This is a genomic window from Paenibacillus sp. BIC5C1, assembly GCF_032399705.1.
GTDB lineage: Bacteria > Bacillota > Bacilli > Paenibacillales > Paenibacillaceae > Paenibacillus > Paenibacillus taichungensis_A.
This window is the reverse complement of the sequence record NZ_CP135922.1, coordinates 3908369-3924323: the sequence shown is the minus strand read 5'-3', so window position 1 is coordinate 3924323 and position 15955 is coordinate 3908369. Positions and strand designations below refer to the sequence as shown.

At 38.9% G+C, this 15955-nt stretch carries 16 protein-coding genes, 1 pseudogene and 1 riboswitch; of the genes and pseudogenes, 15 read left to right on the top strand and 2 right to left on the bottom strand.

Annotated features, from left to right (window positions below; all coding sequences use genetic code 11):
* Positions 1-31: 31 nt before the first annotated feature.
* Together RS891_RS17430 and RS891_RS17425 are read left to right on the top strand one after the other, a co-directional pair.
* Complete coding sequence (locus RS891_RS17430) at positions 32-937, top strand: LysR family transcriptional regulator (protein ID WP_315792604.1); 906 nt, start codon at positions 32-34, stop codon at positions 935-937.
* Between the two features lie 53 nt (positions 938-990).
* Complete coding sequence (locus RS891_RS17425; protein ID WP_315792603.1) at positions 991-1731, top strand: hypothetical protein; 741 nt, start codon at positions 991-993, stop codon at positions 1729-1731.
* 104 nt (positions 1732-1835) lie between these two features.
* Here RS891_RS17425 and RS891_RS17420 read toward each other — a convergent pair whose 3' ends face one another.
* On the bottom strand, positions 1836-2432 hold the full coding sequence (locus tag RS891_RS17420) for a TetR/AcrR family transcriptional regulator (RefSeq protein ID WP_315792602.1): 597 nt from the start codon (positions 2430-2432) through the stop codon (positions 1836-1838).
* A 194-nt stretch (positions 2433-2626) separates the two neighbouring features.
* On the opposite strand from RS891_RS17420, the gene RS891_RS17415 reads away from it, so the two are divergent.
* Both RS891_RS17415 and RS891_RS17410 read left to right on the top strand, forming a co-directional pair.
* A complete protein-coding gene (locus RS891_RS17415) occupies positions 2627-3316 on the top strand; it encodes a nitroreductase family protein (protein WP_315792600.1) in 690 nt (229 codons plus the stop codon).
* Positions 3317-3682: 366 nt separating this feature from the next.
* On the top strand, positions 3683-4120 hold the full coding sequence (locus tag RS891_RS17410) for a cache domain-containing protein (protein ID WP_146752173.1): 438 nt from the start codon (positions 3683-3685) through the stop codon (positions 4118-4120).
* On the opposite strand, the gene RS891_RS17405 is transcribed toward RS891_RS17410, so the two are convergent.
* Positions 4082-4969 (bottom strand): AraC family transcriptional regulator, encoded by an 888-nt coding sequence (locus RS891_RS17405; RefSeq protein WP_113056220.1) that lies wholly within the window; start codon positions 4967-4969, stop codon positions 4082-4084. The genes RS891_RS17410 and RS891_RS17405 overlap by 39 nt on opposite strands.
* Before the next feature lie 157 nt (positions 4970-5126).
* Between RS891_RS17405 and RS891_RS17400 the strand changes: the two genes are divergently transcribed.
* From RS891_RS17400 to RS891_RS17350, 11 genes and pseudogenes are all read left to right on the top strand, one after another.
* The gene (locus tag RS891_RS17400; protein WP_315792598.1) at positions 5127-6038 is read left to right on the top strand and encodes an MATE family efflux transporter; all 912 of its coding nucleotides are present in this window, start codon (positions 5127-5129) and stop codon (positions 6036-6038) included.
* Positions 6039-6068: 30 nt separating this feature from the next.
* A complete protein-coding gene (locus RS891_RS17395; protein WP_315792597.1) occupies positions 6069-6482 on the top strand; it encodes an MATE family efflux transporter in 414 nt (137 codons plus the stop codon).
* A 31-nt stretch (positions 6483-6513) separates the two neighbouring features.
* Positions 6514-7143, top strand: coding sequence for a DapH/DapD/GlmU-related protein (locus tag RS891_RS17390; protein WP_315792596.1), 630 nt, complete (start codon positions 6514-6516; stop codon positions 7141-7143).
* Positions 7144-7715: 572 nt separating this feature from the next.
* Positions 7716-9152, top strand: a complete 1437-nt coding sequence (locus RS891_RS17385) for an AcpB/EbpR/MafR family transcriptional regulator (RefSeq protein ID WP_315792595.1) — start codon at positions 7716-7718, stop codon at positions 9150-9152.
* Between the two features lie 157 nt (positions 9153-9309).
* The gene (gene deoD, locus RS891_RS17380; protein ID WP_113056224.1) at positions 9310-10017 is read left to right on the top strand and encodes a purine-nucleoside phosphorylase; all 708 of its coding nucleotides are present in this window, start codon (positions 9310-9312) and stop codon (positions 10015-10017) included.
* Positions 10018-10021: 4 nt separating this feature from the next.
* Positions 10022-11299 (top strand): purine/pyrimidine permease, encoded by a 1278-nt coding sequence (locus RS891_RS17375; RefSeq protein WP_397386848.1) that lies wholly within the window; start codon positions 10022-10024, stop codon positions 11297-11299.
* A 41-nt stretch (positions 11300-11340) separates the two neighbouring features.
* Positions 11341-12522 (top strand): NupC/NupG family nucleoside CNT transporter, encoded by a 1182-nt coding sequence (locus tag RS891_RS17370; protein WP_113056226.1) that lies wholly within the window; start codon positions 11341-11343, stop codon positions 12520-12522.
* Between the two features lie 160 nt (positions 12523-12682).
* Positions 12683-12886: pseudogene (locus RS891_RS17365) on the top strand (MFS transporter); the annotation flags it as partial.
* Between the two features lie 183 nt (positions 12887-13069).
* Positions 13070-13891: a helix-turn-helix domain-containing protein gene (locus tag RS891_RS17360; RefSeq protein ID WP_397386960.1), complete on the top strand. Its 822-nt coding sequence runs from the start codon at positions 13070-13072 to the stop codon at positions 13889-13891.
* 196 nt (positions 13892-14087) lie between these two features.
* Complete coding sequence (locus RS891_RS17355) at positions 14088-14981, top strand: SDR family oxidoreductase (protein ID WP_315792592.1); 894 nt, start codon at positions 14088-14090, stop codon at positions 14979-14981.
* A gap of 168 nt (positions 14982-15149) precedes the next feature.
* Complete coding sequence (locus RS891_RS17350) at positions 15150-15638, top strand: NUDIX hydrolase (RefSeq protein ID WP_113056230.1); 489 nt, start codon at positions 15150-15152, stop codon at positions 15636-15638.
* Between the two features lie 220 nt (positions 15639-15858).
* Positions 15859-15950: riboswitch (cyclic di-GMP riboswitch) on the top strand.
* Positions 15951-15955: the final 5 nt, after the last annotated feature.

Sequence of the window (15955 nt, the reverse complement as noted above, 5' to 3'; positions counted from 1 at the left end):
CAATTTTTTTGAACAAAGAAGGTGTTCGATTATGGAAATACGTCAACTAAAAACCTTTTGGACTTTGGCTTCTACACGCAGCTTTGCTCGGACTGCTGAACTATTGAGCTACGTACCATCTACCATAACCATGCAGATCAAATCACTGGAAGAAGAATTGGGCGTGAAATTGCTGGATCGATTAGGGAAAAATGTCATGTTAACGGATGCTGGCCAACAATTCTTGCCTTATGCTACTAAAATTTTGAACGATGTAGAAGAGGCCAAGTGTGTATCGAGTCAGCATGGTGGAACGACAGGAACCGTTACTATCGGGGCAGACGAAGTCCTTTGTGCATACTTTCTTCCTGCTTTGTTTAAACGTTTCCGCGAAGACTTTCCAGACGTTCATCTTTTGTTTCGTCCCTTGTCCGGACAAGAGCTTAGAAATAGCCTAAGAGAAGGGCTTGTAGATGTGATATTTGTATTGGATGAATTCGTTGCAGCCAAAGACCTGCATTCAGAATTTTTGAAAGAGGAGTATTTTAAAATGGTGGTTTCTCCAGATCATCTGTTAGCAACTCGCTCTTCATTGATCATTGATGACTTTCACAAACAGCATTTTTTGTTGACTGAAAAAAACTGTTCTTATCGCACTTCATTTAATCAGTCCTTATTGAAAAAAGGAGCCGATGCTTTGACCGAACTGGAGTTTCATAGTGTAGAAGCAATTAAACAATGTGCTGTGGCTGGTCTTGGTGTTGCACTGTTACCTGAGATGGCTTTGAAGGAAGAATTAAGAGAGGGTAGATTAGTTGATTTACCATGGGATTTATCGGAGGTATCTTTTTCCGCACAGATGCTCTGGCACCGTGAGAAATGGATTTCTCCATCAATGTCTGCCTTCATCGGTACTGCAAAGAGTGAGTTAAAAACGGAAGATGAATTTGGCTCATAAAAGGGTGAACACCAAACGAAACGCCCATGAAAGGAATCTAAGGAGAGAATCAAATGCTACTAAAAGAGTTTAATTTAGATTTACCATATATTGTAGATCAAGATAGTGTGAATTTAATAATAAAAAATCAAAAATGCGAGTACAAAGAAGCAATAAAATTAGATTATGAATTGAATTGGAAATGGAAAAGACGTTCATTTAGATTAGAAACTCGCTGTATTACAGCGATGTATGAACGTTTGTTTGGGAAATATAAAACGAAAGATTGTTGGAAAGTCCTAATCGAATGTGTAGATAACATTTCGGACAAAAGGATTGTTAACGATTCAGGTGTGTGTTCAGTGCCGATCCAATTTAGTTTAAATGACTTTGGTGTAAAGAGTGAGTTGGAGAAAAAAAAGGCAACGCTTCGACTACTGATGGACGGGATAGAAAAGCTTACAATATATAATAATTGGGACGTTAAGCCATTTAGAGAGATCGCTTTGCAAATAGAGCAGTTAGGTTATGTAAATGAATGGATTTGGAAAAAAACCATAAAGAGTCCAAACAAGTTGTATAATGCTAAAGTGATATGTCACCATACAGTAGAAAGTTTGGATATATTTATATCTATTGAGCATCCAGATGGTACCCAGATACTTTTAGAAAATGTCATATCAGAACTACCAGATGAATTCGCCTATGCTAGACATCTGGGTGAACTTAAATGGTTATCTGATTTTGAAGTTGCTTTAATTAATAAAAAAGGTGATGAGAAGGTTTCGGTAACCCTAGAACAGATACGATCATAATGGAAAAAAGATAAAAGATGAGTGGAACAATGAATCTAAAAGAATTTTTATACTGTTAATATCCGTTATGTCATGAGGCAAAAATAGGGTTCTCTTGAAAGCCGCTAAATTAGCGATTTTATTTCCTTGGCTCCGTTCATTATTAAGGGCATCGTCTGTTTAACGAACGATTCCGCACTTGATGGACGCCCCTCATTGTTCCAAACGTAAGCCGCACCATACATCCCCCAGCTTAACATGATAGAAGCTGTATTTATAAGTAAGTTTGCATTTGGACTCGATGGCATCTTGTCTTTGTCTATAAAGGAGAGAAGTATCGATTGAATTTTTTCCTTGATCTGAAGTTCGAATACTGCTCCAAGTGCTGTATACCTTCTTTTGCACATCGTGCTTAAACCCTCGTGAAAATCGCACACACCCAGAAAAATACTCTGAATGGTTTGTTCATTTAACACTTCGTGACCGTTTATTCTATTATTTATGATTCTCATAAATGATTCCATTAGTTTGGCCTCAAGAATTTCGAATTTATCTACAAAGTGCGCATAAAAAGTCGCTCTGTTCACAGTAGCCCGCTCTGCAATATCCTTGACAGTTATCGATTCAAAATCTTTTTCTTGAATTAATGAAGCAAAAGCGTCTTGAAGCAGTCGCCGTGTACGTATCACACGAGGATCCGCGTCATTCTTTTGAATTGTCATCGTTAAAATCTCCCCTCATAAAACGACATTATAGAAGTGATGTTGTCTATCCAACGGTTTACGGTTATTGATGATTGCGCACCATTCGGTTGGTATTATAACATACAAATACAACATGTGTTGTTCAAACTACCCTACTTATGTTGTATTGAAACCATAGCAGAACACTGCATTTTTCAAAAGGAGGAGAGAACATGTCAGTTTCACAACCATCACTAACGATGGAACAACAACTTTTTTTTGATGTTATTGGAGAACGTCGGTCGGTTCGTAGTTATGATCCAGAGATCAGGATTTCGAGGGAGGAATTGACTGAAGTATTGCGGCAAGCTACGCTGGCTCCTTCAGCTGCTAACCTGCAGCCGTCGCGTTTTCTCGTAATCGACTCGCCGGAGCTTAAGCAGAAACTACTTCCGATTGCATTCAATCAACAGCAAGTGGTTGAGGCTTCGGCTGTTATTGCGGTACTTGGAGATTTAGAATGTTATAAATTGGCCGAAAAAATATACGGAATGACGGTCGATGCGGGTTACATGCCTGCAAAGACGGCTAAATCGTTCGTGGAACGCTATACCGGGATGTATTCGAGCCTGCCGCCCGAGGCCATCCGCGAAAAAGTGTATACCGACGGCGGGCTAGTATCGATGCAACTCATGCTTGTCGCCCGGGCTAAAGGCTACGACACAGTATCGATGGGCGGCTACGATAAACAAAAGTTCATGGAAGCTTTTCGTATATCCGAACGCTACGTTCCGATTATGCTGATTGCCATCGGCAAGGCGGCCAAGCCGGGTCATCCGACGGTAAGGTTGGCAGTCGATGATGTAGCTTTTTTTAACGAAATGCCTAAGGAAGATCTCGATGAAATAACGTGTGAGCGTTGAAGTCCTATATATTCTCATCATGCAGACAGGTGCGTATTGTCTAGATAGCTAAATATTTTGAAGACTAATCTCAATCTTTTAACTAAGCCCGTGTATAGAGCCATGATCAGTGGTTCCATACACGGGCTTTTGTTAGCTTTAGTTACTGTTTTGAAATACAGATTAAGAATGAACTACAAAGATTAATTTTATCTCATTTTTTACTGGAAATGTTTGCGCTACCATTAAAAATACAAACGGAAGTTGAGTAAGGGAGAGGTGAGAATAGGTGGGAGGCATTACTTTTGATCATGTATTTAAGCGGTATAAAGGCGAATTCCGCCCTGCCGTCAATCAGGAAGTGATGGTACGAATCGGGGCCCGCTGTTGTCTTATATCAAGACGTTCACAAGTCTGCACAGTAGGACACCCCGCGGCATTGTGATAACGGATCTGGATGACAATCACCTAAGCCGATTCTTTTCACCTACCAAACGACTGCAAAGGCAAAAATTTCTGATCATTGATGAAAAAGGGGCTATTCTTTTTGATTCGGTCGGGAACGAATGGACTGGTGATGTTTTACCTTCTCCACAACTGCTAGCCAAGCGCAATCTGTATAACGAAGGCGTTGAGAAATTGTCGATTTATGATCAAGAGCATTTGATCACTTTCGTCCGGATGGACAGCCTCCCCTGGACGATTATCAGTCTGACTCCGATGGATGCCCTAGTGGAGCCTGTTATGGAGATGAATCGGTTGCTTCTTGTCATTATTATTGTCTATTTACTTGTATCCATTTATGCCGCTTTTTCGATATGCTAGCGGAACTAGTCCTATGTGCTTGCGAAAAAGGGAGGAGAAGTAGCTCACACTTTGAAAGCCGCAGGCAAGTGCGATTTCACTTACAGATCTTTTGGTTTCTCTCAACATCTCACAACTTTTATGAAGGCGGTATCGAGTTAGATAATTGTTGGGAGTTTGACCCACGTATTTATGAAATAAAGTACAGCAGCGGCTTCGACAAACGGCTCCTGAGGATGCAATGTCTTCAAGAGTTATTTTTTGCTCGTAGTTTTGATGAATGAATCGAGTCATTTTCTGAATATTCGTCCATAATTGCACATCGTCGATATCTCCCACCTTCGGTTGCAAGTGATCCCCAATACCAGCGCATAAAGATAGAGCCTCTGAAGTTAAGCGGAACGGATTTGGAGCAAAGTTATTGTGCATTTCAGCATAGATCGATTGAATGGTTAACAATATCTCGTGCTGCCAGGAGATCTGCTCTGCTAGTAATACAAAATCATCCATGTTTGGACCAAACTTTTCTTCCCAGTAATCTCGTATGAACGAACCTTCCCCGATGAGAGAGGGATGGATCACTACAACAATAAATGAACAATTACAATGAGTGTGAGAAAAACCAAAATGCAAACGATGGCTATTCACAAAAATCCCATTTCCTTGTTCTATACTAACGATCTGTCCGTTAACAGAATACTCCATCGAGCCTTCCAGAATATAAATGAACTCTACATCCGAATGCCAATGGGCGGCAGCTGCAAAATTATCAAATTGATTCAAGCTTCCCTTTCGGACATACAAGGGTAGATCAGGTAAATTATAATTCAATCGTTCCGATAAATCAGAAAATACCTCTAAATTTTCCATTAAACAAAGTGCCTCCGATAAATATACGATTTTGATAAAAGTATAGCCAATATTTGTGGAAAGGACAATAAATTTATCCTATCTTGATAATATGGATGGCAACAGAGAGGAGTGGATGTAAGTTAAAAAGAAAAAGCGCATACAGTTAACTACTCCTATGACGCGAGATTTTAACAAGGAATTAATCACGCTTGTCATTCCCATTGCATTACAAAATCTAATCTCAGCCACGGTCATATCAGCTGATGTAGTTATGTTGGGAATGATAAGCCAATCTACAATGTCGGCCGTATCACTAGCGGGACAAATCACTTTTGCATTAACATTGTTTTACATGGGAATGGCTACGGGAGCAGGGATTTTGACTGCACAATATTGGGGGAAGAAAGATGTACAAACCATACAGCGTATTCTCAGCACGGCCTGCTTGTTCTCAATTAGTATCTCTATTTTGTTTTTTTTAGTATCTTTTTTATACCCAGAAACGTTAATGCGTTTTTTTACAAATGATAGTGAATTAATTCGTTATGGTTCAATATTTCTAAAGATGAATTCGTTTTCTTATCTTGCAATGGGTATTTCTCAAATGTATCTCAGCGTGATTAGAAGTATGGAAAATGCAAAACTAAGCGCTTGGATTAGTTCACTATGTTTAATTTTAAACATTTTGTTTAATGCGTTATGCATCTTTGTCCTTTTCCCGGACAGACCTGAAATGGCAATCATGGCGGTAGCTCTCGCTACAGTTCTTGCTCGGTTTATGGAGTTGGGCTGCTGTGTTATTTATTCTGCGACGAGAGGGTCGATTCGTTTTCGTTTTCCCATATGGGATGGTATTCAGCGCAATCTCTTAAAGGATTTCCTGAAATACACCATGCCTGTACAAGGCAATTATATTGTATGGGGAGGGGCACTAACTGCGACTGCCGCAATTATTGGACATGTAAGTGCTGATATGGTTGCAGCGAATTCTGTTGCATCCGTGGTTAAGAATTTAACCATTGTCCTGTGTGGAGGTATTGCTAGTGGAGGATCAATATTGGTTGGGAAATATCTAGGTAAAGGGTAGATCGACAAAGCAAAACAGGTGGGAAGCAGAATGAATCTTTATGCTTTACTATTTGGAATAATAGCAGGATGTACAATTATCCTGATAAAACCGCTTGTTTTCTCTGTAGTAAATCTAAATGCCATATCTCAAAATTACTTGGATGGAATGTTATATATTAGTGCATTTTATTGTATTGCTAAATCCATTAATGCAACCAATATCTCAGGAATATTCACTGCGGGCGGTGACTCTAAGTTTGGCTTTTGGTGTGATTCGATCGTAATGTGGGGTATTATATTACCGCTTGGTTATCTCTGTGCTTTTGTCTGGCACGTATCTCCCCTGGTATTATATATCGTCATAAGTTTGGATGAGATCATTAAGTTGCCACTGGCATTTTACCGTTATCGCCAATACAAATGGCTGAATAATATTACAAGGACTTTTTCACCAGTAGGTTAAATAAATAGATTAAATGCGAGGGGACTAAGGCATGAATATTACAGAACGAATGGCAAGCCGACAATTATTTACTGATCACGATGCGAATTATCCTCAGGAAGCTTCTGATCTGGCTCGGGCTCGTCAACGAGGAAAGGCACTATGTTATGAGATCAATCGCTTACATCCCGATGATATTGACATGCGCAAGGCTCTGATGGAACAACTTTTCGGTAGTATTGGTGAAAATGTTTGGATGGAACCTCCTATTCGGATGTCTTATGGATCAAACACTACAGTAGGTAACAATGTCTATATCAACTTTAATTTAACTGTTGTTGATGACTATAAAGTTACGATTGGAAACGATGTCATGTTTGGTCCAAATGTGACGATTGCTGTAACCAATCATCCAGTGCACCCTGAAAAACGCAAAGAAGGTGGAATGTTCGCTCTACCGGTAGTCATCGAGGATGGCGCATGGATTGGTAGCTGCGCTGTGATTGTGCCAGGGGTTACTATTGGTGCGGGTAGTGTGATCGGTGCAGGAAGTGTGGTGACCAAGGATATTCCTAGTAATGTTATCGCTGTGGATAATCCATGCAGGGTCCTTCGTGAAATCACCGATCATGACAGAGAGTATTACTACAAAAACATGCGTTTCGACCAAGTCGAATGGTAATGGATAACCAAGCAAATAATCAATTCTAACTTAGGCCGACTAGATCTTACCTGGCAAGGAGAGGATAAGAAGAAATGATGCCACTCATTGTTGAAATCATTATATCAGTAAGTATTTTGATCGGTTTATATTGTGTAGTAGGTAGGTTATTGGAGTCCCCACGTGTTGTCAGTTACGCAGAGCATCTAGAAGAACAATTTGAAAAAAATCTTAATCTTTATGAAGACAACACAAAATGAATAATAAGGTATAGGAATTATAGGATAAATTGCTGTTAAACCCTTTTCGTAGGCAAGAGAAAAAAGACATCTGTTAAGATGGACTTAATCTTGCTGAGCGGAGGGTTTTTTTATGGTTTAAAAAGGGGAGATCTGATCAATGGTGTGACCGAAAGGATCAGCATGTATATGGATTGAACTAACGTGTGGGATAGTTTAAGCTTATTCACATTGGTTCATCATAGATCGTATTTAAACACTTTAAAAAGCCGATTCTTTCCTTATGAGGGAATCGACTTTTCTTTAACCAAAAACACGATGACATTTAATTTAAATTGAAATAGGGTGGGGAAAATGGATAAGGGATTTACATTAGCTAGTCAACTATTAACGCTGCTTGATACGGAACAAAGATGGTTTACCTTAGCTGAAGTTGAAAAAAGTTTAGGTATCTCCGATAAAACCATACGTAAGATGGTTGAGGAAATCAGTAAGCAATTACCTCCTACCGTAACTATAGAAGTTTCTAGAGGAAAGGGAATCGTTCTTCAGCGAGATGGACGAAGTGAGACGATAAGTGAAGTGATTTCTTCGATGTTCAGACAAACCGTCTTTTATCGACTGATGAATGTATTGTTCACGAATGTGAACCGACTGTCTGTGGAGGAGCTTGCCGGGGTCATGTTTATGAGTACCTCGTCTTTGAAGAAACTGATTGTGCAATTAAATAATAATGATCTAAAAGCGTATAAGTTACGCATTACGTATTCAACCCCCATGATCAAAGGAAATGAAATGAATATTCGATATTTCTATTGGAAGTTATATTGTGATGCGCATGAATTCACAGGATGGCCCTTTGTGAACGTCGATTATGCTTATATCAATCAGTTAATCACGAATATAGAGAATGAGAAAAACATTGTATATTTTATTAATTCCAAAAGGAGATTATCCTTTTTGTTGGCCATTGTTGTGGAAAGAGTCGCTCAAGGGAAATGCGTAAAGATCGACGAAAGTGCTTACCCCTGGGATAAGGGGATGTTTCATTTACCCGTGAAGTCTCTTGTAAAGCGTCTAGAAGAGAAGTTTTCCATAAATTTTCCCATTAGTGAAATTTGTTTTATGCAATCCCAGGTTAGCCTCAGCCAATATCACTACTATGAAGGATCGGAAATTACACCGATGAAAGAAGTCGAGTTGCATAAAGACAAAGAAGAATATCAAATGGGTAATCTGCTGCTAGAACTACTGGCCAACGTATACCCCAACTTGGAGAAGGAAGAACGATTTATATTGGAGATATACGCATTCTTTGACAAATTATTAATCGATAATGCAATTCCTGAATGGATGATAATTTCACAAAGTAATTTAACAGCATATGTTCAAAAGGAATGCCAGCAGCTCTATCAAGAACTGCAAACCTGCATGCAAACGTGGAGTAAAGCTTATCCTGCCGTCATGTACAATAATTTTCATCTAACCAAGTTAACCTTAATTGTTCGTTCCAGTTTACGTTATAAACAAAAAAGGGCCTTCTTGGTAATTGGAGAAGAATTCTCAATTCGTCATTACATAGCGGATTTGATCAAGAAGGAAATTGGGGATCAGCTGATCATTAATACTTCCATAATGAAAGGACTCTCCGATGAAATGATGCAGCAGCATCAGATTGATTTTGTCATTAGTAATATCCCGGTTGCCTTACAGACCGTGCCTGTTGTTATTATCTCTACGATCCCGTCCAAGAGAGATCTAGACAATATTCGCAAAGAGTTGCTTTTATAATTTGTTCAATTATTTCCCTTACCCTCCGTAAGATTTTGGTCTAGTTTGTTATGCTGAAAAATCTTATGCTCAATGTACTTTCCGAACTGATTTTCTGAAGGCAAGCGGAATAGGTTTCGGTAAGACTTGTTCAACATTGAGAGTAGGGGGCAGATATATGAGTAGGCATTTAGGCGCAAAAAAAGGAGACATAGCGGACATCGTTTTGCTTCCAGGAGATCCTTTACGTGCAAAATTTGTAGCAGAACACTTCTTGGATGAGGTCAATTGTTATAACGAAGTAAGAGGCATGTATGGGTACACCGGATTATACAAGGGCATACGGGTATCCGTTCAGGGAACAGGGATGGGAAATCCATCGATGAGCATCTATGCAACGGAATTGATCGTCGATTATGAAGTGAAGAAATTGATTCGTATCGGTACTTGTGGCGCGATGCAGAAAGAAATTAATATTCGCGATATTATAATAGCCCAATCCGTGTCTTCAGATAGTAATATGACGGATAAGATCTTCCATGGCTGCAATTATGCACCTACAGCAGATTTCTCATTGTTAATGAAAGCGTATCAACAAGCACAAGCTAAACAAGTAAATGTTTTTGTTGGCAACATCTATAACTCCGATGAATTCTACCGTGAGAGCTTAGATCCACTTCACAAGTTTATGGATTTTGGTGTATTAGGGGTAGAAATGGAAAGCACAGCCTTATATACGTTAGCCGCTAAATATGGAGTGAAAGCTCTATCCATTTTGACAGTAGGCAGTCAACTGTTAACACAGGAATATTTAACTCATCAAGAAAGTGAACAATCTTTTTATGAAATGGTAGAAATCGCTCTTAACACAGGCATTGAAAGCTAATCTTATGAAGGGAATACTGTCTGGATTGCAGTGGATGATGTTTATGATTGCAGGTGCAATCGCTGCGCCAATTGCTATCGCAGATTTATATAACCTAACACCTATGGAGACTTCTGGGCTCATCCAGAGCACACTGATTACTCTAGGAATAGCTGGATTTTTACAAGGTGTCATCGGCCACAAATTCCCTATTCATGAAGGTCCAGCCGGGTTATGGTGGAGCATTTTTACCATTTACGCGAGTTTAGTAGGGGTATTATATACATCAAATATTGCTGCTCTGCAAGCTTTAAGTGGCGGAATGATCTCTAGTGGAGTTTTATTTATCCTCATTTCAGCTTTTAAGCTAATGGATAAAATCGCTCGTCTATTTACGCCAACGGTCACTTTTATATATTTGCTCTTATTGATCTTTCAATTAAGCGGTTCTTTTATGAAAGGTATGATGGGGATCACGTCAAGCCACACCTTGTTAGATGTTAACGTGTTCTTGCTGAGCGTGATTGTGATTTGCATTACCTTTGGGTTAGGGAACAGTCGCTTTGTTTTGCTGCGCCAATTTTCAGTAATAATCAGTATATTGATAGGCTGCTTATTGTTTGTCATATGCGACAAGATGCCGATGATTTCACCGGCGGATACACTATTTAAGCTGCCCCAATTATTCCCTTTTGGAAGACCGAGATTTGATAGTGGGACAATCACGACTGCCTTTCTATTAACACTATTATTAATAACCAATGCGCTTGCATCCATTCGGTTGATGGAGACCGTTCTGAAACAAAAGAAATTGGATCATAGCCGGTATTTGCGTGCTGGATTTACTTCTGGCATTACACATTTTATTGGTGGCAGTTTCGGAGCAATTGGCTCAGTGCCTATTTCGGGAGCAGCGGGATATGTGGAACAAACAGGGATGAGGGAACAGAAATCGTTTTTAATTGGATGCATCTTAGTCATCTCTGTATCCTTATTTCCGCCAATAATGAACGTAATATCCGGTATTCCAGCGCCTATAGGCTATGCCGTTACATTCGTCATCTTTGTGAAAATGGTTGGATTATCGCTGATGGAATTGAAGAAGGTTCTTCACGAAGAACGAACTTTTGTTGTTAGCGGAGTTTCTCTTTTAGTGGGTGTGGGTTTAATGTTTATTCCTACATCCGCTACGAGCCATTTATCTCCGATTGTAATAGCCATTTTGAATAATGGGTTAATTTGCGGAAGTCTATTGGCGATTATTTTGGAACAAGCGTTAATGTGGAAAGATGCAAATCGATAGAGGATTCCAAAAAAATGTATCGCTAATTTGGAGGGTTAATTATGCATTATCTAATTTCTGTTGTTGGTCTGGTTATTGTTCTATTATTGGCCTGGCTTGCGAGTAATAATAAGCAGAAAATCAAATATCGTCCAATCATCATAATGATTGTTATTCAGTTAGGTTTGGGATTGATTATACTAAAAACGAGTATAGGCGAATTCTTAATTAAAGGGTTTGCGGATAGTTTTTCGAAATTACTTGGATATGCCAACGAAGGAACAAACTTTGTTTTTGGTGGCATTGCCAATGAAGGAGCTCATACCTTTTTCCTGTTTGTGTTGATGCCAATTGTTTTTATGTCAGCATTAATAGGGATTCTGCAACATTACAAAATACTGCCGTTTATTATCAAGTATATCGGTTTGGTGCTAAGTAAAGTAAACGGCATGGGGAAATTGGAATCTTATAATGCGGTTGCAGCCGCAATTGTAGGACAAAATGAAGTGTTTATATCTGTGAAAAATCAGCTGGGATTATTACCAAAACATCGCTTGTATACATTATGTGCATCTGCAATGTCCACGGTATCCATGTCCATTGTTGGTTCATATATGACGATGCTGGAACCTAAATATGTAGTAGCTGCATTAATATTAAACCTGTTCGGCGGCTTTATCATTGCATCCATCATTAATCCGTATGAAGTTACAGCTGAAGAAGATATTGTTGAAGTTCAGGAAGAGGGCAAACAAACGTTTTTTGAAATGCTGGGCGAGTATATTATGGATGGCTTTAAAGTAGCCATAGTGGTTGGGGTAATGTTAGTTGGTTTTGTTGGAATTATTGCTTTAATTAACGGAGTTTTCAGCGGCATATTTGGTATTTCGTTTCAAGGAGTTCTAGGATATGTTTTTGCACCAATTGCCTTTATGATCGGTGTTCCATGGCATGAAGCGGTTCATGCGGGAAGTATCATGGCCACGAAGCTAGTTGCAAATGAATTTGTTGCCATGCTTGACTTTGTTAAGATTCAAGACGGTTTAAGTGGGCGCACTACAGCCATTGTTTCCGTTTTTCTAATCTCATTTGCTAACTTTGGATCCATTGGTACGATCGTGGGTGCAGTAAAAGGTTTGAATGAAAAACAGGGGAATATTGTTGCCCGCTTTGGATTGAAGCTGTTATATGGGGCTACACTTGTAAGCGTTTTATCCGCTATAATTATCGGTATAATATTTTAGTTGAATCTCGTTTCATTTGTATTCGATTTAACTCGAAATGGAGCTGTTCCAAAAGGACGGTTGATGTCGAGGGATATAAAAAAATTCAATTAAAGTCGCTAATTTTAGCGGCTTTTTTCGTCTGTTTACTCAAATTCGGGACGACGAATTGGATACCATGGTCGCAAAAGAACATCAAGGGTATTTGGCTGGACTTAACTCCGCTTTTACCAGCCTTGGCAATATCATTGGGCCGATAGTAGCTGGACTGATGTTTGATATTAATGTTAACTACCCTTATGTGGTTGCCGGAATCATCCTTATTCTTTGCTTTGGGCTTACTCTGCGTGCAGGAGTCAAGCATGTACAGCGTGCACGTGTTTAATGATTTTCAGAAGAACGATGCCAGTAATTCAATTCATACAAATTTGAACATTCTACTGCTATAATCAGATTACTTTTAACCCCAAAAATGATTGACGGGAAAATATTAGCGTTTGGAGTGTTGGTTAATGGGAAGAGAATTAGTTGTGAATGAAAATATGTATGGTTATGTGGAGAACAGGAAATTTCAAAACCTATTATTACGGAATACTGTTCTTTTCATGAAAAGGGTAGTATTTTCCCTCCTCATTGGCATGAACAACTTATGATTTTATATATTGAAAAAGGAAAGATGATTCTCCAGGCTGGTAATCAACAGATAACAGGAGAGCAAAGTTCAATTTTAATTGTGAACCCTAATGTAATTCACTCAGGGGAAAATATAAATTCGGAATTAGCATATTATTTATTCAAAATTGACCTTTTATTGCTTTTAGGAAACCAGCCTGATTTACAACAATCCATATACACTGATCTGCTCTTAAAGAATCGATTTCTGTTTGAGGAGAAGATTACGGAGGATGAATTTATCCTTGGCAGTATACAGAAAATGATTCAAGAGTATGAAGGGAAGAAGGAAGGATTTGAACTTGTTTTAAGGGGATTAACCTATCAAATATTGACTGATCTTATTCGATCTTATACGAAGAAAATACCAGAGCAATCAGAAATAGACATCCAATATAGAAAACTATGTCAAATTAAGTCAGCTATTAAACATATGGAGAAGCATATTTCCGAAAAAATTACATTAAATGATCTTTCAAAGGTTTCTCATTTAAGTCCAGTCCATTTTTCAAGAGTTTTTAAAACGGTGTCAGGCTTCTCGCCGATGGATTTTCTAAATCAGATGCGTGTTCAAAAAGCAGCACAGCTTTTGATAACCACGGATAAAACGATTATTGAAATCGCATTGGAAGTAGGTTTTAATGACGGTAACTATTTTAGTAGAATCTTTAAAAAATTAAAAATGAAACTCCTAGCAATTTTAGATGCAAATTTCTAAATCGCTAAGTTCATTCATCTCTTCTTACACAGTTAACTGAGCAAGAACTTTAATGCTCGTACAGAAGATAAGTACTAATGCTCTGAGATAATATTGTGCTACATTGTGTTGCTATTATCCATGCCTCAAAGATTTCATGATGATAAATTATATAAGTAAAAGAAAATCATGAAATTTAAAGAGAAGAGGAATAGAAATGAAGATTTTTGTTACGGGAGCAACCGGGTTTGTAGGTTCTGCTATTGTTCAAGAATTAATTCGTGCGGGTCATGAGGTGCTTGGGCTTGCTCGATCAGAAGCAGCTGCTCAATCTCTTATCGGAATAGGTGCACAAATTCATAGAGGCGATATGGAAGACCTAGATAGTTTGCGCAGTGGAGTATCGACGGCTGATGCAGTTATTCATACTGCATTTAATCACGATTTCTCAAAATTCAAAGAGAACTGTGAGAAGGATAAGAGGGCTATTGATGCTATGAGCTCTGTTTTAGCTGGTTCAGACCGTCCGCTTATTATTACATCTGCCCTGGCAGTTCTTCCAAAGGGGAAACGCGTAACCGAAGATACGTTGCCAATGTTCGGGCCAAATGCCAATCCTCGTATCGCTTCAGAAGAGGCAGCAGTGGTAGCGATGGAGAAAGAGGTTAACGTTTCTATAGTTCGGCTTCCGCCTTCCGTACATGGAAATGGTGATCGTGCTTTTATTCCAACACTAATTGATTTAGCTCGTAATAAAGGTGTTTCGGCTTTTATTGGAGAAGGAATTAATTGTTGGCCGGCGGTACACAGGCTTGATGCTGCTCAACTATTTAGGCTGGTTCTGGAGAACGAAACAACAGGAGTATATCACGCAGTTGCAGAGGAGGCTGTAGCTTTTAAAGAAATAGCTGCTGTGATAGGGGAAAGACTTAACGTTCCTATTAAAAGCATAGCTCGCGAGGAAGCTAACAACCACTTCACGTGGTTCACTCATTTTGCTGAAATGGATCTAGCTTCCTCAAGTGAAAAAACGAAAGAAAAGTTAGGATGGAAACCCAAACAGCATGGGCTTCTTAATGATATAGATAGCCTGAACTATTTTAAATTATAAAGGCAATAAGCAATTGATGAATATTATGTTCAATTCCGTAATGACCGATCTCCATACATTAATTTTGTTAGGGAATATATACGATTTCTAAAGATGCTCACCAAAGCAGGACAATCCAGGAACTGTGTGGAATAAATATACAACTTTACTGAATTTGGAGGTCCTAGAATGGCTTTTCCGACACATATTGTCTCAGCAGGTGGGATTGTAGAAGATGGGAATGGGAATATTCTATTAGTAAAAGCCCATGACGATGGTTGGGTGTATCCTGGTGGTATAACTGAAGTTGGAGAAAATCTGATTGATGGCGTGATTCGTGAAATTAAAGAGGAAAGCGGAATAGATGCGGAGGTGAACCATTTAATTAATGTTGTTTCGAATACAGCGATACATAAATGGTATGACGGTGTAACTGATGTTCCTACAAAAGTTATGTTTGATTTTGTGTGCAAAGCTGTAGGTGGAGAGTTAGCTACTTCTGATGAAACGAGCGAATGTAGGTGGGTTCCCAAGGAGAATGTTCTGGATTGGATTACATTACCCGCCATCCGCATGCGTTATGAAGCTTATTTGAACTTTAGTGGTTCTGTGAATTATATGGAATACGTCACTGGGACGATGTCAGAATGTGATGTCAAGGTTCAAAGGCGTGTGTAAATTGTACAAGGTTGTGTTTTAAAAAATTTTGCACTAACGAGTGACGATAGCTAAATAAAATGAAGAGGCAGCTAATCAACGTGATTAGCTGCCTTTGTTCAACTAGCGAGCAGCTTACAAGGACAATCATTAAAAAATAATTTAAATTACCTAGTCTTATATCATACTAATTAACCATGTGATTGATGTATAGCTGTGATAATATGTCTAAATGTACTTACAACTGAATAGGCAAACCTATGGAAACGTAGGGACGCAAAGCTACAGGGACTAAAGTTTCAAGTTTTATGACAATGTCAGCCAGTTGCCAAAGAGTA